The sequence below is a fragment of the Collinsella aerofaciens genome (genome assembly GCF_902501475.1).
Classification (GTDB): domain Bacteria; phylum Actinomycetota; class Coriobacteriia; order Coriobacteriales; family Coriobacteriaceae; genus Collinsella; species Collinsella aerofaciens_AL.
On the sequence record NZ_CABWIF010000014.1, the window covers coordinates 16,104 to 34,322 of the forward strand.

17 protein-coding genes are annotated in these 18,219 nt (G+C 60.3%); 5 read left to right on the plus strand and 12 right to left on the minus strand.

Features of this window, described 5'->3' with window-relative positions:
• Nucleotides 1-86: 86 nt before the first annotated feature.
• The 4 genes from GDJ93_RS04265 to GDJ93_RS04280 all read right to left on the minus strand — a co-directional run bounded on the left by GDJ93_RS04265 (nt 87) and on the right by GDJ93_RS04280 (nt 3,666).
• On the minus strand, nt 87-305 hold the full coding sequence (locus tag GDJ93_RS04265; protein WP_035137286.1) for a cation transporter: 219 nt from the start codon (nt 303-305) through the stop codon (nt 87-89).
• A 63-nt stretch (nt 306-368) separates the two neighbouring features.
• Complete coding sequence (locus GDJ93_RS04270; RefSeq protein WP_152067866.1) at nt 369-734, minus strand: ArsR/SmtB family transcription factor; 366 nt, start codon at nt 732-734, stop codon at nt 369-371.
• 420 nt (nt 735-1,154) lie between these two features.
• Entirely contained in the window at nt 1,155-2,345 is a 1,191-nt protein-coding gene (locus GDJ93_RS04275; RefSeq protein ID WP_152067867.1) for a putative endonuclease domain-containing protein, read from the minus strand.
• A 352-nt stretch (nt 2,346-2,697) separates the two neighbouring features.
• A complete protein-coding gene (locus GDJ93_RS04280) occupies nt 2,698-3,666 on the minus strand; it encodes a 3'-5' exonuclease (RefSeq protein WP_035137278.1) in 969 nt (322 codons plus the stop codon).
• A gap of 171 nt (nt 3,667-3,837) precedes the next feature.
• On the opposite strand from GDJ93_RS04280, the gene GDJ93_RS04285 reads away from it, so the two are divergent.
• Nucleotides 3,838-4,926 carry a putative manganese transporter gene (locus GDJ93_RS04285; protein WP_152067868.1) on the plus strand — a complete coding sequence of 363 codons (1,089 nt, stop codon included), beginning with the start codon at nt 3,838-3,840 and terminating at the stop codon, nt 4,924-4,926.
• 158 nt (nt 4,927-5,084) lie between these two features.
• On the opposite strand, the gene GDJ93_RS04290 is transcribed toward GDJ93_RS04285, so the two are convergent.
• Nucleotides 5,085-5,576, minus strand: a complete 492-nt coding sequence (locus GDJ93_RS04290; RefSeq protein ID WP_152067869.1) for a YaiI/YqxD family protein — start codon at nt 5,574-5,576, stop codon at nt 5,085-5,087.
• On the minus strand, nt 5,577-6,179 hold the full coding sequence (locus tag GDJ93_RS04295; protein ID WP_035137275.1) for an HdeD family acid-resistance protein: 603 nt from the start codon (nt 6,177-6,179) through the stop codon (nt 5,577-5,579).
• Nucleotides 6,180-6,414: 235 nt separating this feature from the next.
• Here GDJ93_RS04295 and GDJ93_RS04300 point away from each other — a divergent pair, with 235 nt between their 5' ends.
• The 3 genes from GDJ93_RS04300 (at nt 6,415) to GDJ93_RS04310 (ending at nt 8,364) form a co-directional block, all read left to right on the plus strand.
• A complete protein-coding gene (locus tag GDJ93_RS04300; RefSeq protein WP_193221448.1) occupies nt 6,415-7,086 on the plus strand; it encodes a nitroreductase family protein in 672 nt (223 codons plus the stop codon).
• Between the two features lie 82 nt (nt 7,087-7,168).
• Nucleotides 7,169-7,711 (plus strand): histidine phosphatase family protein, encoded by a 543-nt coding sequence (locus GDJ93_RS04305; protein WP_152067871.1) that lies wholly within the window; start codon nt 7,169-7,171, stop codon nt 7,709-7,711.
• Nucleotides 7,712-7,728: 17 nt separating this feature from the next.
• Nucleotides 7,729-8,364 carry a histidine phosphatase family protein gene (locus GDJ93_RS04310; protein ID WP_152067872.1) on the plus strand — a complete coding sequence of 212 codons (636 nt, stop codon included), beginning with the start codon at nt 7,729-7,731 and terminating at the stop codon, nt 8,362-8,364.
• 129 nt (nt 8,365-8,493) lie between these two features.
• Here the strand turns inward: GDJ93_RS04310 and GDJ93_RS04315 are convergent, their stop codons facing one another.
• The 5 genes from GDJ93_RS04315 to GDJ93_RS04335 form a co-directional block, all read right to left on the minus strand.
• Nucleotides 8,494-9,177 (minus strand): DUF1015 family protein, encoded by a 684-nt coding sequence (locus GDJ93_RS04315; protein WP_152067873.1) that lies wholly within the window; start codon nt 9,175-9,177, stop codon nt 8,494-8,496.
• 39 nt (nt 9,178-9,216) lie between these two features.
• On the minus strand, nt 9,217-10,437 hold the full coding sequence (locus tag GDJ93_RS04320) for a M20 family metallopeptidase (protein WP_152067874.1): 1,221 nt from the start codon (nt 10,435-10,437) through the stop codon (nt 9,217-9,219).
• A 177-nt stretch (nt 10,438-10,614) separates the two neighbouring features.
• Entirely contained in the window at nt 10,615-11,778 is a 1,164-nt protein-coding gene (locus GDJ93_RS04325) for a phosphoglycerate dehydrogenase (protein WP_152067875.1), read from the minus strand.
• Nucleotides 11,779-11,850: 72 nt separating this feature from the next.
• Entirely contained in the window at nt 11,851-12,975 is a 1,125-nt protein-coding gene (gene serC, locus GDJ93_RS04330; protein ID WP_152067876.1) for a 3-phosphoserine/phosphohydroxythreonine transaminase, read from the minus strand.
• Nucleotides 12,976-13,202: 227 nt separating this feature from the next.
• Complete coding sequence (locus GDJ93_RS04335) at nt 13,203-14,804, minus strand: potassium/proton antiporter (protein WP_152067877.1); 1,602 nt, start codon at nt 14,802-14,804, stop codon at nt 13,203-13,205.
• A 253-nt stretch (nt 14,805-15,057) separates the two neighbouring features.
• Between GDJ93_RS04335 and GDJ93_RS04340 the strand changes: the two genes are divergently transcribed.
• Complete coding sequence (locus tag GDJ93_RS04340; protein ID WP_152067878.1) at nt 15,058-15,897, plus strand: metallophosphoesterase family protein; 840 nt, start codon at nt 15,058-15,060, stop codon at nt 15,895-15,897.
• 395 nt (nt 15,898-16,292) lie between these two features.
• Here the strand turns inward: GDJ93_RS04340 and GDJ93_RS04345 are convergent, their stop codons facing one another.
• Nucleotides 16,293-17,873, minus strand: a complete 1,581-nt coding sequence (locus GDJ93_RS04345; protein ID WP_306421712.1) for a lipopolysaccharide biosynthesis protein — start codon at nt 17,871-17,873, stop codon at nt 16,293-16,295.
• Nucleotides 17,874-18,219 lie beyond the last annotated feature (346 nt).

Consider the following 18,219-nt stretch of genomic DNA (forward strand, 5'->3'; position numbering starts at 1 on the left):
CATTTGAATGTATGAACACTCGCTCATATAATTTCGCGAGCAAAGACCGCGGCAATCGCGGCCTTGCAGGTTGGCGTAAACCTGGGCTAGAGAATGATCTCGCAGTCCGGCTCGGCGTCGGCCGTAAACTCTACAACGCGGTTGAGCACCTCGTCGAACTCAGCATCATCAGCCTCGAGCGTCAGCTTCTGGGTCATAAAGTTGACGGACACGGATTTGACGCCCTCGAGCTTGGCCAGCTCGTCCTGAAGCTCACGCGCGCAGTTGGCGCAGTCGATCTCGTCGAGTTTAAACTGCTTTTTCATGGTGGGTTCCTTTCTCTGTATTTGCGGCTTGGGTGCAGGCCGCGCTGGTACCGTGGTTGGTCGCTATTCGCAGATGTGGCTCATGCCTTGGTTGAGCATGGTGTAGACGTGGTCGTCGGCGAGCGAGTAGAGGATATTGCGCCCGTCGCGCCGGAATTTAACCAGGTGCGACTGCTTGAGTGTGCGCAGCTGGTGCGACACCGCGGACTGCGAGGTTTCGGTCGCTTCGGCGATGTCTGCCACGCAGAGCTCGCGGCCCATGAGGGCATAGAGGATCTTGATGCGCGTGGTGTCGCTGAAGACCTTGAACAGGTCGGCGAGGTCGTAGAGAAGCTCCTCGTCGGGAAGGTCCTCGGGCGAGCAGGTGGTCGGGATCGCGGGTTCGGTGGCCTCGATGTCGAGTCTCGTTTCATCAACGCGGATGCTCATTGCAATATCCTTTCATATGAACATGCGCTCATATAATTTACTTTCGATTATATGAGTGCATGTTCATATGTCAATGACGTTCAGGTAATTTGTTGTACAAAATGATGGGGAATAGTGGACGAGATCCCGGACTGAGCGTTTTTTGATAGTCGATGCCAAGGTGGGTACCCTCGTGCCGTGCAAAAAATGGAGTATTCTGCAACTATAGGGGGTCTGCTAATTTATTGCAGGTCATATAATGCAGTTCAAGAGTTATCTTAGGGTGTTAATCCGATGAGTTCTTCCTCAAATGTTGCCTAACGCTCTCACGCAAGAGTGATTTCGCTTCACATTTGGATCCACTCGAGGGTGATAGACACCCGACCCTGCTGAATACTCGCAATTTTGCACATCGCTAGGGTACCCACCTTGTTAGCCGGTCTAGCTTCCGGCCCCGAAGATCCTGCCCTCGGGCGCGAGGCTGCTTGTTTGAGCAAATGATGGGCTGTTGGATTCGACAGTCTGCATGTCATCGATTGTCGGAACTTCATTAATTGTCGGGTCATCCAGCGTGATGCCTTCGAGTGTTGCTTTTTCGAGGTCGATTCGTTGACGCTCTTCGGAATCCTGGCGAAGCTGCTTCTGAATTCGCTTTTTCTCTTCTATAAACCTTCTGAGCACAAACTGTCTCAGGTCCTCTTGCATGATTTGAAAGTCTTTTGGCAGACGCGAGGGGCGTACGCCCTCTTTCCGCTGGATTGCTTCCATGACCCTAACAAAAGAGCTGGCATGCATAAAGGAATAACGGCTGACGGTGATGATTCCGTACCCCATGGACGCAAGTGCATTCTTGCGCTCCTCATCGATGGCGCGGTCTTCTTCCGCGTCATGATAAAAACCGTTGTATTCAATGTCTGTGCGAGATTTCTTTAGATACGCATCCATAAAGAACTTTTTGCGTCTCGTGAGATTCTTTGCGGCAGTGGTGACCTGCACCTCGTAATCGGTCTCAATTCCCTTAATACCAAGCCCTCCTTCGCTTTTGGGCAGCGTTAGCATCATGACAAATGCCGTTTCCATGGGAGACCGGCATCCGTCGCGCACACATTGGATCGCCTTTCGGGCAAGGGCCAGACCGTCGCATCTGGTAATGGAATTAAAGAACTGCTCTAACCTCTCGGTCGAGGTGAGCGCGAAACGCTCGGTATAGGAGGTGGAAGAGTCGGTTCCAAGGGAATAAGCGCCGCACAGTTCAAAGTAGTACTCCACTAGTTCGCGAAAAGAAAGATAGGTGGCGGCCTGAAGTGCGCAAAGCTCAACGCCAACAATGAAGATGCCATCTTTGAGCTCTATAAAGCGTGAGTTCGAGAATCGTTTTGAAGAAACGTGGCATTGACAGTTCATTGCATAGCGCGCATTCCTGCGATCAAACACCATCACCTCGAGGGAATCATTCGCGTCGAGGGAAACATCATGTTTGGTGAGCCATTCTGCGGCTGCGTCAAGGAGCGTTCCGGTGGGACATGATCCGTAAATCGCGGCAGGGTTACAGGACTCGATGCCTTTCGCAGACACCGAATGCGCGGCCTGGTAGACCGCTTTTGCAGTGGTATGTGACAATACGATACTCATGGTATATATCGTGTCAGCTAATGCCGTGTTGATGGCGCTGAGTGAAAAAGTCGTTTTAGAGGTCTAACCAAATGCTGTCCAAAAGCTTGACGCAATTATGGGTTGGTATGCCCTAAATAAAAGTTTTCGCAGCTTGGCTATAGCATAGAAATACTCAATTGCTGCACATTTGATATCGATGCATCGCCATCCGACAACGAATTACGTGTCGGGAATTGGCCGAAATCGTTCAAAATGAGGGTTCAGAATTTGTGATGGCAGATCTATCTGTGGAACGTAGGGCGGCCCCGCTGCGGGGTTTTCCGCTGCGAGGCCGCTCGTGATCTACCCCCGGGGTTTGTCGTAGACGTTTCTACTTGGCAAACAGGTTCTTGAGGTTGAACTCGGCTTGGACGGTGCGGAGCATGAGGTCGGTGTCGTCGAGGCCCAGATGCTGCTCGTTGGCGTCGGCGGCGAGGGTTCCACGGCGGCGCGCCCAGTTCTCGAGCGCGGCGGGGGCGGATTCGCGGGGGAGCGAGCGGACGTCGGCATCCAGGCTGCGGCAGATCTGGCGCGAGTCGATGACGATGATCTTGCCGGCGCGGCGTGCCTCGGCGTAACCGTCCAGGTGGATCTTGAACCAACTGTCCTCAAAGGCGGCGTTGTGCGCCATGTACGGGTACTTCTTCATAAGCTTGAGCAGCTGCTTTTGCAGCTCTTTGTTCTCGCGGAAGGGCGTTTTGCCGTCGATGTCGTCCCAGGTGATGTGGTGGATATTCGACAGCGGCACATCCTCGCCGCGGTAGATATCGGGCAGGCCGCAGTAGTGTGCCTCGGCGTCGTGCGGGACGGCGTCGCTGGTGAGCTCCATGATCTCCCAGCCCACGTTGATGATGTAGCCGCGCTCGGGTGCACGGCCGGTGGTCTCGATGTCGATGCCGAGCACTGTGCCTTGGATAGGCTTGCGGGCGTACGCCACGCCGAGCGCGTCGCGGTCGCCGCGGATCTCGCGCATGACGGACGCGGCGGTGCGCTTTTGCATCTTGCCGATGGCGGCGCAGGTGTCGGCGTCGGACAGACCGCGCGAAAGCGTCGCGGGCGTCACGTTGCGCAGGCGCGCCTCGCCAATCTGGTCGCACAGGTCGCGGTTGCGGTCAGCCAGGTCGCGCACGGTGGCAAAGTCGAAGCTGGGGTCGCCCTCGGCGGTAAAGTACTCGGTCTCGAGCACCTTGAGGGCCTCTTCGCCCTTCTGGCGCTCGGACTCCATGGCGCCGTGATCGCCATAGATAAACATGGGAATAAACGGCTGGCGCTCGTATTCGAGTGCTTGCGAAACGTTCATAGACTGCTCCTTGGACGGGCCGCGTCGCGCGGCTCGGTGGCATTGAGTTATGGCGAGATGATAGTTTACCATGGGCAACTATTGGCACCACGCCTAGGTCAACTACAATACCCTAGTTGACCGCTAGGACTTTTACAATGCTGCCGAAAGACACGAAAGGTTCCATCCTTCATGGATTTGCTGATTGATATTTTGCTCGACGCTGGCACGGACACGCTGTCGCTGGTGCCGTTTTTGTTGGTGACGTATCTGGCCCTCGAGACCCTGGAGCACGTCGCGGGCGACCGCGTTAACGGGGCCATCAAGCGTGCCGGTGCCGCGGGCCCCGTGGTTGGCTCGTTGCTGGGCATGGTGCCGCAGTGCGGCTTTTCGGCAATGGCGGCAACGCTGTACGCCGGTCGTGTCGTGACCTTGGGCACGTTGGTGGCGGTGTTCCTTTCGACCTCCGATGAGATGCTGCCGCTGTTGCTCGCCGAGCAGGTGCCCGTGCAGACCATGGCGATGCTTTTGGCTTCGAAGGCACTGATCGCGCTGGTCACGGGCTTTATCGTGGACGCCGCCATTCGCGGCCTGCGTCGTAACGCTCGCGCGCATGCGGCGATTCGCCGTACCGTGCTGGGGACCGCTGCTAATTCGGCTCATGTGAACTGCGCGCACGACGACCACAGCGGCGGTGACATCATCGACGAGGTGGCCGAGGCGGGCGTGAGCGCCGACCACATCCACGAGCTGTGCGAGCGCGACCATTGCGGTTGCGATGAAGACGAGGACGAGCACGACCACGGACATGGCCACGATCACGGTCATGAGGGCGAACATGAACACCATGATGGTCACGGTCACTCCCATTCCCACGAGGGCGCGCCCGTCCTGTCGATCATCCGCAGCGCGATCTCGCACACCGTGCAGGTCTCGGTATTCATTTTTCTGGTGACGCTGATTCTGGTCGCCGTGCTCGAGACCTTCGGCGAGTCCGCAATTGAGCAGTTCCTGCGCGGCAACGAGACGCTTGCGGTCCTGGGCTCGGCACTCGTCGGCCTGATCCCCAACTGCTCGGCTAGTGTCGTTATCACGCAGCTGTACCTGGAGGGCGCGCTACAGCTGGCGCCGATGCTCGCCGGCACGCTCATTTCCGCCGGCGTGGGCTACCTGGTGCTGTTCCGCACCAACCGCAGCGCCCGCGAAAACGTCCTGTTCCTGATCATGATGTACGTCATCGGTGCCGGCTGGGGCCTCATCCTATCCGCCTTCGGCCTCTAAGTGGGCCTAACAAAACGGGCTTCAAAATGGCCATGCTCGGCGTCTGCACAATGCGGCGACGCATGGCATTTTGAAGCCCGTTTTTTGTTGAGCCATGGATTTTGAGCGCTCATACCGCCCAAAGCAAAAAAGCAGATTTCCGGGCATGTCCCAAAAATCTACCTTGGGTAGTGCAGCAGCTCGGTGAGGTTGCGTTTAAAGCGGGCCCGGTCTTCGCTGGTAAATGCCGCCGGTCCGCGAGTGCGTCCCCCGGCGCGGCGTACCTTCTTTTCCTCGTGGCGAATAAACAACTGCATGTCGATGGTCGCTTTGTCGTAGACGCGCCCGCGCACGCCGATGGCGGCGGCATCGCGCCCGAGCACCATGCTCGCCAAGCCAATGTCCTGCGTCACGACTACGTCGCCCGCCTGCAGGCGTTCGACAATGGCAAAGTCGGCGCTGTCGGCGCCCACGCTCACATCGAGCGTCGTGACCCAAAATCCGCGTCGCGCATGCTCGACGTCGCGCGGATCGTCGCGGCGAATGTGGCGTTCCAGGTTCTGTGTGCTGTTGCCGGCGATAACGACGGCGACGCCCGCCCGCCGCGCGCAGTCAATCGACTCGCGCGTGACCGGGCAGGCGTCTGCATCAATAAAGAGCGTTCGCGGCATCTAGTGCACCAGTTTGCCAAATTGAATAGCGCGAACAATCAGCGTTACGCCAAACACCAGCAGTGCGGCGCCGCTAAAGATGACGAGCATCTTGGCCGACCACAGCGGATAGATAAACACGAACATGCCGGCGATGATGGAGAGCGCGCCGCTCAGGATGGCGAGGGCACGGTTGGACGAAAGCTCGGACTCCAGAATGGACATGACACCTTCGACGATCCAGCCAAAGCCGGCCACGATAACCACCATCGTGGTGAGCGTCGCGGTCGAGAAGGCCTGGTTGCGCAGGATTATGACGCCGCCCAAGATAATGAGTAGGTTGGAGATGATGCTCGTCACGCGCCAGCCGGTGGGCAGCAGTGGCTCGAAAACAGCGGTAAACAGCCTGATCGCGGCCGTGATCACAAAGTAGAAGCCCAAGACGGTCGTTAGGAAGACGAGGGACTTGGCGGGCGCAAACAGCAGTGCGATGCCGGCGACGAGCGCCAAGACGCCCGTGATGGCGTAAATCCAGCGCACGGCCTTGACGGCCTTGCCTGCCATGCTTTTCTCGTCAAATCCAAACTGGCTCGATTTTTGGTCATCGTTCTTAAAGATGCCCATAATGTCTCCTTTCCGTGCGGCGTAAGCCTTGATCGTTACAACCAGTATCGCCTACAGGCGCTGGCGTATGGGTCGGGGAGGGCGAAACGTAACCCAAAGGTCCCGAATTGTTTCCGTTGTTCCCCACGTCGCGATTTTCTATTCAACAGGTGTAGAACATTGCAGCCCTGTTCGTATTTGCCTACGTTTTAGGTTAGATTTTCCTAAGGACAATTGGCTTGTATTGGGGGTCCCTATGAACGAAGCAGTTCCTGAGGCACCGTCGAGTGTCGAATCGATGGCAAAGCAGGGTTGCGAAAAGCTCGGCTTGGACGCGTTTGATGCGTTGGTTCGCTGCGCCCGCACGTGCCGTCGCTTTGACGAGTCCATGCGCGTGCCGCGTGAGCTTTTGCTTGAGCTGGCGGAGCTGGCGCACCTGACTCCCTGTGGTGCCAATGCTCAGCGTCTTCGTTTTCATGTGGTGAGCGGTTCCGAGGACTGCGCTCGCGTGTTTGACGAGCTTGCATGGGCCGGTGCGCTCAAGGATTGGTCGGGTCCCGATGAGGGCGAGCGCCCGACCGGCTACATCGCGATTCTTGCCGAGCGCGCCGTTCCGGGCAAGCCCGCCGCTCCCATTACCGAGGTCGACACGGGCATTGCCGCGCAGACGATGATGCTCGCCGCCCGCAGCGCCACGCCCGAGGTGGCTGCCTGCATGTTCAAGGCTTTTACGCCCCACGCGATCGATGCTATGGGGCTCGATAACGACAAGTATGAGCTCAAGCTGATCATGGCGTTTGGCGTTCCGGCCGAGACGCAGGTGATCGATGCGATCGATTCCAACCCCGACGGCTCCATCAATTATTGGCGCGACGAGGCGCAGGTGCACCACGTACCCAAGCGTTCGCTCGCCGACGTGCTGGTGTAGTTGAGTGTCACCGCGGTGTGATCCGGCGGTAAACCACCACAAAGGTGCCTGTCCCCTTTGTGGTGGTACGAGGGGAGGGTGTGTGGCAGATCTGTATTTGGTTCGGCATGGGCAGACTGAGCTCAATGTGCAGAGCATTTTGCAGGGCTGGCACGATTCGTCGCTTACGGCGCGCGGGCGCGAGCAGGCGCTGACGGCGCGTACGGCGTTTGCGGCGCGTGGCGTGGCCTTTGATCATGTGTATTCCTCGCCGTTGGGCCGGGCGCGGCATACGGCCGAGCTTATCGTTGGCGAGGGCCGTTCCATAGAGCTGGTCGATGACCTGCGTGAGTGGCATTTTGGCTCGCTGGAGGGCACATCAAATCGCGAGATGCCGCCGCAGCCCTGGGGTGATTATCCGGTTGCCTTTGGTGGCGAGTCGGAAAGTGAGCTTCAGTCGCGCATGGTCGCGGCGCTGTCCCGCATCATGGCCAGGCCGCAGCACGACTGCGTGCTGGCGGTTTCCCACGGCTCAGCCTGCCAGGAGTTTCTTGAGTATGTGACTGGCGAGGGGGAGCTACCCGACAACGGTGCCGTGCTTCATTTTGGCTATTGCGACGGGGCGTTTTCGCTCCTTGATTGGTGACGAACGAAAGGACCCCTATGAATAAAGATCTGTATCTGGTCCGTCATGGACAGACGATATTCAACCTCAAGCGTATCATTCAGGGGTGGAGTGACTCGCCGCTTACGCAGTTGGGCTGCGACCAGGCGGCGCGCGCCGGCATGTTTTTACGTGCGCGCGGCATTGAGCCCGATCATGCCTACACCTCCACGCTTCATCGCACCGAGCAGACTATCGCCAACTTGTGGCCGGGCTTGGCGTACGAGCGCCTGGACGGCCTGCGTGAGTGGTTCTTTGGTGACTTTGAGGCCGAGCGCGTGATGCTCATGCCCGAGCGCCCGTGGCGCGACTTCTATCGCCAGTTTGGCGGCGAGGGCCAGATGCAGGTGCGCGAGCGCATGGTGGCGACGCTGACCGAGCTTATGCAGCGTCCGGACCATACGTGCGTGCTCGCGGTAAGCCATGGCTCGGCCATCAAGGAGTTCATGGACCACGTGAGGGGTGCGGCGGCCGACGAGCGCGATCGCGTGCCGGGCAACTGCTCAGTGCTGCATTTTGCGTTTGACGATGCGGCCGGTACGTTTGAACTGGTCGAAGTCTTTACGCAGGAAGACTACGCGCGCGAGCTGGGGCTTGAACCGCTCGTGGCTACTGCGGGTCCGCAGCGCGGATAACGCGAGCACGGCGGCACGGGTCGCCGGCATAACTTCTCGACGCAAAAGGGGCGGAGATGCATGTACCTGCTGCATCTCCGCCTCCTGTTTGTTGGGCTGCCGATTTTTGTGCTGGACGGTCTGGTCTTGCTAGAACCGCGCGACCTGGTGCGTGAGCAGACCCGTCGGAACCTGCGGCACGCCGCCGCTGACCTGCGCGGCGGGGAAGAGTACAGCTACGGCAAAGTTGAACGGCTCTTTGCCCGTGTAGGTGCCGGCGGCACGGGCATCGTCGGTCAGGAGCTGTGATGCCCCGACCAGCGCGGCAGCGTAGGTAGGGTCGTCGACCAGTGCTGGCTCCGGTGCTTGGTCGAGCATAGCGCGGATGGCCCCGACGGCGTCCTCGCGCTTGACCTCCCACGCGCGGTGCGTAATGCCCGCGGGGTCGGTGACGGCGTAGAGCGACGCGCCCTCTTTGGCGGCGCCCAGGATGATATCCATGACGGGTGAGGCCTCGTAGGCGAGCGACACGGGACGAGGCTGAACTTTGAGTTCGGCGATCGCGTGCGCAGCGGCGGCCACGTCAGCGCTGGCAACGCCCTTGCCGCCCGCAAGTACACTCGTCGGGCAGATCGCCACGACACCTGTTACGCGCCCCGGCTCGCCCGAGCATTCGTACACGTAATACGCCGCACCCGGGTCCTTGAGCATCAGGCCATCGGCAATGGCTCCGCGCAGAGCATCGTTGCCGCTCAGGATGCTGCCCATTGCAGGCAGCGCCTCGAGCACGCGGTCCTGAGCCGGGCGGATGCAGGGAAACGGAAGTGCTTTCATGGGCGGTCCTAACGCACGAGTCGGTTTGTTCGCGGCTTATTATGCCCCAACTTGGCCGCTCGCGTCCCAGAGCACGTTATCGGCGAGCGCGATCAGCACCTGCTGACAACGAACGATATCGGCATGGGGCACATATTCGTTGGGCTTGTGCGCGAGCGCGAGCGACCCGGGACCGTAGCTCATGCAATTGCGGTTACCTGTCTTGCCGGCAATGACAGCGGTGTCGGTGTAGCCGGTAAAGAAGCCGACGGTTGTGTCCGCCCCCGTCACGTCATCGGCGACACGCTTGAGCGCGGCTAGAAGAGGAGAGCTTGGATCGCGCTCGATAGCGGGGCGGTCGCCTGTCACGGTGTAGCTTCCATGGCAGCCGGGGACCGCGGCTTCGGCAACGGCGATGGCCTGCTCTACCATGCGCATCGCGGCGGCCGTATCGGTCGGCGGGGTCAGGCGCATGTCGACCCAGACTTTGGCGCGGTCGGGCACGACATAGGGGCGATATCCGCCCTCGATTTGGCCAAACGTGATGGTCGAAGGCCCCAGCTCATCGTGCGCGGGCAGCGCCACAAACGCGCGACGGAGCGAACACACGACCTCGGCCATGGCGGCGACGGCATCCGCGCCCTTCCACGGCTGGCTCGCATGCGCCGTTACGCCAGCCATTTCAATCTCGAACCACGTGCGCCCCTTGTGCGCCACCTGGATCTGTCCGTCGGTGGGTTCGGTGTCCAGCACCCATTCACGCGAGCCGACCCAGCCGGCATCGATCGCGGCCTCTGAGCCGCGCATAAAGTCCTCCTCGTCGACCGAGCAAATGAGTGAGAAGCCACGGCGGGGCAGCTCGCCTTCTGCCGCCACGCGCTCGAGCGTATGGACCAGTGCGGCAATGGCGCAGGCCAGGCCACCCTTCATATCGCAGGCACCGCGGCCATAGAGTTTATCGTTGCGCACGATCGCTCCGAGCGGCGGAATGTCCGCGTCCCAGCCATCGCCCAGCGTAACGGTATCCATATGGCAGATATAGACGAGCCGTGGCTCGTCGCTCAGTCCCGGCACGGTGACCATAAGGTTGCGGCGCCCGGGGAGTGCTTCGAGCTCTGCAATTTGCACGGCATCGAGTACCGGATGGCTCAGCTGCGCTAACCGTTCCTCAACCAACGCTTTGATATAGCGTTCAATCTCGCCCTCATACGCACCTGGGTCGGAACTGTCGATCCGCACGAGTCTTTGCGTAAGCCGCCAAGCAAAATCTGTATCAACCATAGGCACCTCACAGATAGTTAGGTCAACATACAGATTGTATGCCAAGAAGCGGCTCGGTGCATTTAATGGAGTGCTTACAAAAACGGGGGCGCCTCTCATGCGAAAGGCGCCCCCGCGGGCATTCAATGTCAGTAACGGGCAGGCCACATGGGGAACTGCCCGTCAGATCAGCCGGCGCTATTTGATTACGCGCACGCGATACATCGACGGAATCTGCTTGAGCGCCTCGATGGTGCTGCTGTCCAGGTGCTCATCGGTGTCGAACATGGTGTAGGCGTTCTCGCCAGCGGACTCGTTGGTCATACGCTGCACGTTGGCGTTGTCCTTGGCGAGAATGGCTGTGATCTGGCCGATCATGTTGGGCACGTTGGCGTGCAGACAGGCGATGCGGCTCGCGGCGCGCGCCTTGCCCATGCTGCAGGCGGGATAGTTGACGCTGTGTGCGATGTTGCCGTTCTCCAGGTAATCCTTGAGCTCGCTGATGGCCATATCGGCGCAGTTGGCCTCGGCCTCGCCGGTGCCGGCGCCCGAGTGCGTGGTGATAAACGTATTGGGCATCTTGACGGTCTTGGGCGTGGCGAAGTCGCAGCTAAACCAGCTGAGCTTGCCCTCGCGCAGGGCGGCGTCGACGGCGTCCTCGTCAATGATGGTTTCGCGTGCGTAGTTGATGAGCACGGCGTCGGGTGCCAGCAGGTTAATCTGCTCGGTGCTGATCATGCCGATGGTGTCGGCCTTGCTGGGCACGTGTACGGTGAGGTAGTCGCAGCCGCGGCAGAGATCCTCGAGCGTGCCCACACGCTGCACCTCGCGGCTCAGCACCCACGCGTGCTCGACGGAAATGAACGGGTCGTAGCCGTAAACGTCCATGCCCAGGTCGACGCAGGCGTTGGCGACCTTGGAGCCCACGTTGCCCAGGCCGATGACGCCGATGCGCTTGCCCTTGAGCTCGCGGCCCACAAAGGCCTTCTTGGCCTTCTCGGCATCGACCTGAATCTCGGGGTCGTCGGCGTTGTCGCGCACCCAGTTCATCGATTGCACCACGCCGCGGCTCGAGAGCACCAGCATGCCTAGGACGAGCTCCTTAACGGCGTTGCTGTTGGCGCCGGGGGAGTTAAAGACGACGACGCCCTTCTTGGCGTACTCCTCGACGGGGATGTTGTTGACGCCGGCGCCGCAGCGGGCGATGGCGCGGATGCCCTCGGGCAGCTCGTAGCCGTGCAGGTCGGTCGAGCGCATCAGGATCGCGTCGGCCTCTTCGGCGGTGCTCACAAATTCGTAGCCCTCGCCAAACTCGACTTTGCCGTCCTTGGTGATGTCGTCGATGATCTTAATCTTACGCATGGAAAAACTCCTTAGCAGGTTTTGATCTAAACAGGGTGGTTTGAGATGGCTGGTCGGCCCGCGTGCTGCGGGCTAGTTAGATCGCGGACTCAAACTATGCTGCGCTTCGAAGTCCTTCATGTACGTGGCCAGCGCCTGCACGTCCTCCATGGTGACGGCGTTGTACACGCTGGCGCGCATGCCGCCGACGAGGCGATGGCCCTTGACGTTTTGGATCTGGTGCCCGGCCGCGCCTGCGACAAAGGCCGCGTCGAGTTCGGCATCGCCGGTGCGGAAGGTGACATTGGCGATGGAGCGGCTGTCGGCCTGCGCGGTGCCATGGAACAGCTCGCTGTGCTCGAGCAGGCCGTAGAGCAGGTTGGCCTTGGCCCAGTTTCGCTCGGCCATGGCTGCAAGTCCGCCGGTTTGCTCGACCCAGTGGAACACCTTGCCGCACACGTAGATGCCAAAGGTGTTGGGCGTGTTGAGCATGGAGCCCTTGGCGGCCTGGGTCTTAAGGTCCATGTACTGCGGCGTCTGCGCAAAAGCGGGGCCATCTGCGATGAGGTCGTCGCGCTCGATGACCACGGTCACGCCCGCGGCGCCGGCGTTTTTCTGCGCGCCGGCGTAAATGAGCCCGTAGCGCTCAACGTCGAGCGGCTGCGACAGAAAGCAGCTCGAGACATCGGCGACCAGCGGCACGTCGCCGCAGTTGGGCAGCTCGTGGTACATGGTGCCAAAGATGGTGTTGTTCTGGCAGATGTAGACGTAGTCGAGCCCGTCGCCCGCGGCCTCGTCGGCAATGCGCGCGTTGATGTCGGCCATGTTGGGAATGCGGTCGAAGTTGGTGTCCTCGGAGCTCGCGAGCAGCACGGCCTCGCCGTACTTGGCGGCTTCTTTGTATGCCTTGTTGGCAAAGTTGCCGGTCACGATGTAGCCGGCGCGGCCGCGGCGCATGAGGTTCATGGGGATGCCCGCAAACTGCAGCGTGGCACCGCCCTGCAAAAACAGGACGCGGTAGTTGTCCGGGATGCTCAGCAGACGGCGCAGGGTTGCCTCGGCGTCGTCGATAATCTGCTGGTACATGCTAGATCGATGACTCATCTCGAGCACGGACATGCCGCAACCGCGGTAGTCCATCATCTCGTCGGCGATCTCGGCGAGCACGCTTGTAGGCAGCGCGGCCGGGCCAGCTGAGAAGTTGTGCACACGTGCCATCTTCTAGTTCCCCCTCGTAGTCGTTTGGACGTTCGGGATACTTTAGCACAGTGGAGCGTCAGGCGCGACCGCATTACGGTAAAACTCGACTGCGCCGCTATGATTTACAGGATGGTTACATGGGGGAGGGGTGCTTTACTCCTCAGGCAAATCCAAATCTGCGAGCGAAGGCATGAGGTTCTCTAGGCGCTTGATCTCTTCGTCGCAAATTAGCCACTTCCTGGTCACTACGACGCGAGCGTGGCGATGACGGCTTCGTCGCCGGCGTATATTAGGGTGTTGCCATCGGGGATGATCGTCTGGCCTTCGCGCTTGAGCATCACCACAATAAACGGATGCTTGCCTTGCGGCACATCGCGCAGGCGCTGGCCGGCCAGGCGACCGTGGGGAGTCACGGTGACCTCGCGCAGCGTAACCTCGGCACGCTCTTCAAACGTCGGGGCAGCCATCACCAATAGGTCGCCTTCCTCAATCACGGTATCGCCATTGGGCAGCACCGGGTGCGCGCCATCGCGCAGCACCAGGACCACGAGCATGTCCGTGGCGCTGCCAATATCGGCGAGCGAGCGTCCGGAAAACGGATGGCCCGCGCCCACCTTGAACTTGACAAACGACATGCCGTCCTCGTCGCGGTAATCGTTAAACGTACGGCGCACGTCGCCTTCCGCGTCGATCATATTGAGCTTTTTCGCCACCGCCGGTAGCAGCGAGCCCTGCACCACAATGCTCGACACGGCAATCACAAACACCAGGTCAAATAGGTCGTGTCCGCCGGGAACGCCGGCCACCACGGCAAAGAGACTAAAGACGACCGAAGCCGCGCCGCGCAGACCCGCCCAGCTTACGAGCGCAACCTGGCGAGGGTTCGTCCTAAACGGCGCCAGCAGCATGCCTACGGCGATGGGGCGGCTCGCAAAGAGCATAAACGCCATGAGTGCCAGGCCTGGTAGCAGCATTTGCGGCAGGCGTGCGGGTGTAACGAGCAGGCCCAGCAAAAAGAAGATGGTCATCTCTGCCATCTCGGTGAGGGTGTCAAAGAAGTGCGCCATCTCGACCTTGCCGGTGATGTCGCTCGCACCCAGCACAATGCCGGCCAGGTATACAGCCAAAAAGCCGTTGCCGCCCAGGTAGCTTGGCAGCGCGTAGGCGACGATGGCCACGGCGAACAAAAAGATGGTCTGCGCGTCCTTGGCCGTTGCGTGCGCGCGTTCAATCAGGCGGCCCGCCGCCCAGCCGATGGCAAGGCCCAGGCCCACGCCCAGGATAATCTGCTTGGTCAGCAGTGCGGGAATGTTGATGTCGCCGCCGGCCGCGAGTGTGGCGAGCACGGCGGTGAGCATGTAGGCGACGGGGTCGTTGGAGCCCGATTCGACCTCGAGCAGCGAGTCGGTGCCACCTCTCAGCGACAGGCTGTGCTCACGCAGTACGCTAAAGACGCTCGCCGCGTCGGTGGATGCCACGACCGATCCCAGCAGCAGGCCACCGATCCAGTCGAACCCCAGCGCGAAGTGGGCGAACATGCCGGTGATGCCGGCAGTGATGACGACGCCGAGCGTGCTCAGCAGCACCGCCGGCGCAGCGACGGGCTTGGCGCGGTCGATATTGGTGTTAAAGCCGCCGTAGAACATGATGAACAGCAGCGCCGTGCTGCAGACGGTTTCGGTGAGTGCGTAGTCGCTAAAGTCGATATGCGTCGGGCCGTTGACGCCCAACAGCATGCCCAGCGCGATAAAGATGAGCAGGGTGGGGAAGGGGAGTTTTTTGCCGACGGGTTTGATGGTCAGGCACAAAATGATGACGAGGCCGATAAAGAGAAGGATCTGGTTCATGGATAGTGTCCGCTCCTGGGTGGTTGGCGTGCCACGGTCAGTTGTCTGCGGTTATTTGTACCCAAAGATGGTGGGTTTATGGGGTTGGATTGCGCGCGTGCGCGATATCGTCATAGACGGCTGCCGTCTTTGCCTCTGCTCGGAAACCCTTTCCAGCTTTATTGCAACGGAGTACAATGGGTAACGTTTAAGTTCAACTTGAAGTTTTAGTTGCGGCACCGGGCTTCGGCCGCAATGCAAGGAGAGGCGTACCATGGCGATCTATGTGACATCTGATGCTCACGGGCACGTGCGTGCGCTTGACGAGGCCCTGTCTAAGATCTCGTTGACGTCCGACGACACGCTGTACGTGCTGGGCGACATGATCGATCGCGGGCCCGATCCGGTCGGCGTTATTAAGCTCGTGCGCTCGCTGCCCAACGCCCACGTGCTCAAGGGTAATCACGAGCAGATCATGCTCGATGCCATCATTGGTCAGGATCCGCTCGATGCCGAGACCTGGGATATCAACGGTGGCTGGACGACGTGCGAGCAGCTCAACGACATGGAATTTGAGGCATACGAGGAGCTCGTGCGATGGATGGCCGCGCTGCCGCTCTACGCGGTGGTCGAGACCGAGGAGCGCCCGTATCTGCTGGTACATGCTGGAATCGAGATGAAGGCGGCGCGCGCGTTTTTGCTTGAGCATGGCGTCGATTGTGCCGATGGCGTTGGAGCGGTGGGTGCCGATCGCGAGCTGCTGCAGCAGATGCTTGCGGTGCAGTCGTCCGATGACCTGCTGTGGATTCGTCATGGCTATTGGGATGCGTCGACCGGGCTGCTTTCTGCCGAGGGCAAGGGCCCGGTCGTGGTGAGCGGTCACACGCCAACGGTGTCGCTCGGGCGTTATTGCGAGGTCGGTGGTCTTGCGGGGCTCGACGAGGAGTCGGGCCGCGGGCAGATCGTGCGCCTGGGCGGCGAGGATGCCGCCGGTGTGCCCGATCGCATCGACATCGACTGCGCTGCCGCCACCGGCTCCGAGTTCGGCCGCGTGGGCATCCTGCGCCTGGACGACGGGGCCGAGTTCTACGCGAACATCAACCCGGGCGAATAACCTTGTTCCGCCGATCTACCGTAGCTAATTTGGGACGGGGCTTTTTTGACTACTTTCGGAGAGTAGCGCCTTCTTGCTCGGTAAGCGCTAGAAATGAGGAGCGTCTGCGTCCTCGACAGCGCGAAAATGCTCGAAAAACCGTCGCAACGGAGTCAAACGACGTCGCGGCGGTTCTTTTTTGGCTGCCCGCTGGCTAAGTGAGTAGACTTTTTTGGAAATGCCGAGCACCCAACATATTTGCCTCAATAAAACCGCAGGTCACAGACTTGTGCTCTGTTGGTGTGGTCGGGGATTCGGTAAAAGTCTACTCACTTAGTTTTGCGTGATGAATATTGTCCGCAACGAGACCCCAGACGGGGTGATTCCATCGCAAATTCCGGTGACCGGGCAGCTAATTAGGCGCCGTATGGGTTGCGGTCGCGTTCGATGCGTTGGCGGATGCGGGCGTACTCGATAATCAGTAGCACCAGGAGTAGGGCCATGATGGCTAGGTAGCTCACCACGGCGCCCATCAGACCCAGCAGCTTAATCAAGATCACCGGCAGCACCACGCTTACGGCGAAGCAGATCAGGTAGATCTTGGTGACGTCTCCAGCGTGGCGCAGCACCGTGATGATGGCGTAGATAAAGTCGATGGCCGCGGTGACGCCGCCGGCGACGACCATCAGCAACGCCAGCGTACGGTAGCGCTCAAAGCTGAGGCCGTACATAAAGCTCATGAGGGGGATGCCGGGGCCTGCCATAAATGCGGCGCACACGCCGGTGATGACCACGATCAGCGCCATAACGGCAACAATAATCAGGTCAAAGCGATGACGCTTGCGAGGATTACCCCAAATGCTCGACAAGCGCAGGAGCTGTGGTTTATAGATAAATCCAATGCTCAGCAAAATAGCCTGCGCCGGAAAGAACAGGGCATTAAAGTACAGCTGATATTTGTATGCCAGCGTGCCTTCCATCACAAACTTGGGCATGCTCTCGATGAGGTTGAACAAGAACAGTGCACCAAAGAGTGGAGCGCACTGGACAAACAGGTGGCCGACCTCGCGAAGGCTCACGCGGCGCGATTTTTCGGTCTCGAGCAGGGCGAGCGGCGCGGTGACCAGCACGAGCGAGGCGATCGCGGCGATGCCCATGGCCATGGCCGCGATGGGCATGCTGCGCGTGAGGAACAGCGCCACGCTGAAGACCGCGATGACGCCGACGGAGCGTAGCGTTTGGCTCATTCCAGCCAAGTAGAGTTTGTCGGCCTGCTGCAGGCGGCCTTCGTACACGTCGGCGACGCCGTCGATCACCTTGTAGAGGTAGACGCCCAGGCCGATCGTCGCCATCTGCGCGTCATAGCCGCGGGCGCTGCTATACATGAGGCCGCAGCCTAGGGCGAGCGCTCCGCAGATCCAACGATTGAGCTGGTAGGAGGCGAAGGACGTCTTTTCGTCGATGTCTGAGACCTGGAAATTGCGCACGCCGTAGTTGCATGCGATCATGATGAGCGTGCCGGTGACGAAGGCGATGGAGAATTTGCCTGCTTCTTCGGCGCCCACGAGCTGTGTGGACACGATGGTGAGCAGCGGAAACGCCAAGCCCCACACGGCGGTGCCGAGAGTGTTCCAAAGGTAATCGCGGCGGGTGGCGTGCTCTTCGTATTCAGCCTCTTGCGTGGAGAACCCGCCGCCGTAGACGGCGCCTAGCAGACGGTTCCACCAAGCGTTGACCATGCGGCGGACGGGGCCGGGCTCCCAATCGCGTTCGCGCCGGCGACGTGTGGCTTGGCAGCTATCGGGTCCGCCGGCGTTGCGCTGACTCAGCTCCTGGATGCGTGCGAGCTCCTCGGCGGTGTGCGAGGCGGGGAACAGGCCGTTCTCGATGCGTCCGCCCTGGGCCCTTGCGGTGCCGCTGCCCGCTACGGCGGGGTCGGCGACGCCATTGCGGTGCGCGATGGCGCGGCGAATGCTATCGAGGGGCGTGATGCTCAAAGCGGGGTCCTTTCTATTGCTGCGCTCTAGTATAGTCGCGGTGGTATCCATTCGTGTTTTTGAACAGGTTGTTCGATAATTTCGGCGGCGCCATTCGATAGTCGGCACTTAGGGACGTTCCTTATGTGCAGGCACTTTGGGAACGTCCCTAAGTGCCGGCATCCGGGGACACTCCTTGAATGTTGCCTGTTCAAGAGTGTCCCCAATGACTAGTCGTTTAAGAACGTCCATTACAGTCGAAATTGTCAGCCCGGGACCGTCTCGGGCTACGATTGAGGCGCGCCCAGAACGGGCCGCCGACCGGGCGCCCGCGCACGGCCGAACGTCCCTGCCCCCGAGAGGGCCC

Bases quoted from the DNA above. Each gene is read 5' to 3' on its own strand.
- GDJ93_RS04310 (WP_152067872.1), top strand. From the start codon at position 7,729: ATGAATAAAGATCTGTATCTGGTCCGTCATGGACAGACGATATTCAAC.
- GDJ93_RS04315 (WP_152067873.1), bottom strand. From the start codon at position 9,177: ATGAAAGCACTTCCGTTTCCCTGCATCCGCCCGGCTCAGGACCGCGTG.
- GDJ93_RS04265 (WP_035137286.1), bottom strand. From the start codon at position 305: ATGAAAAAGCAGTTTAAACTCGACGAGATCGACTGCGCCAACTGCGCG.
- GDJ93_RS04340 (WP_152067878.1), top strand. From the start codon at position 15,058: ATGGCGATCTATGTGACATCTGATGCTCACGGGCACGTGCGTGCGCTT.
- serC (WP_152067876.1), bottom strand. From the start codon at position 12,975: ATGGCACGTGTGCACAACTTCTCAGCTGGCCCGGCCGCGCTGCCTACA.
- GDJ93_RS04280 (WP_035137278.1), bottom strand. From the start codon at position 3,666: ATGAACGTTTCGCAAGCACTCGAATACGAGCGCCAGCCGTTTATTCCC.
- GDJ93_RS04290 (WP_152067869.1), bottom strand. From the start codon at position 5,576: ATGCCGCGAACGCTCTTTATTGATGCAGACGCCTGCCCGGTCACGCGC.
- GDJ93_RS04270 (WP_152067866.1), bottom strand. From the start codon at position 734: ATGAGCATCCGCGTTGATGAAACGAGACTCGACATCGAGGCCACCGAA.
- GDJ93_RS04320 (WP_152067874.1), bottom strand. From the start codon at position 10,437: ATGGTTGATACAGATTTTGCTTGGCGGCTTACGCAAAGACTCGTGCGG.
- GDJ93_RS04275 (WP_152067867.1), bottom strand. From the start codon at position 2,345: ATGAGTATCGTATTGTCACATACCACTGCAAAAGCGGTCTACCAGGCC.
- GDJ93_RS04300 (WP_193221448.1), top strand. From the start codon at position 6,415: ATGAACGAAGCAGTTCCTGAGGCACCGTCGAGTGTCGAATCGATGGCA.
- GDJ93_RS04325 (WP_152067875.1), bottom strand. From the start codon at position 11,778: ATGCGTAAGATTAAGATCATCGACGACATCACCAAGGACGGCAAAGTC.
- GDJ93_RS04335 (WP_152067877.1), bottom strand. From the start codon at position 14,804: ATGAACCAGATCCTTCTCTTTATCGGCCTCGTCATCATTTTGTGCCTG.
- GDJ93_RS04295 (WP_035137275.1), bottom strand. From the start codon at position 6,179: ATGGGCATCTTTAAGAACGATGACCAAAAATCGAGCCAGTTTGGATTT.
- GDJ93_RS04285 (WP_152067868.1), top strand. From the start codon at position 3,838: ATGGATTTGCTGATTGATATTTTGCTCGACGCTGGCACGGACACGCTG.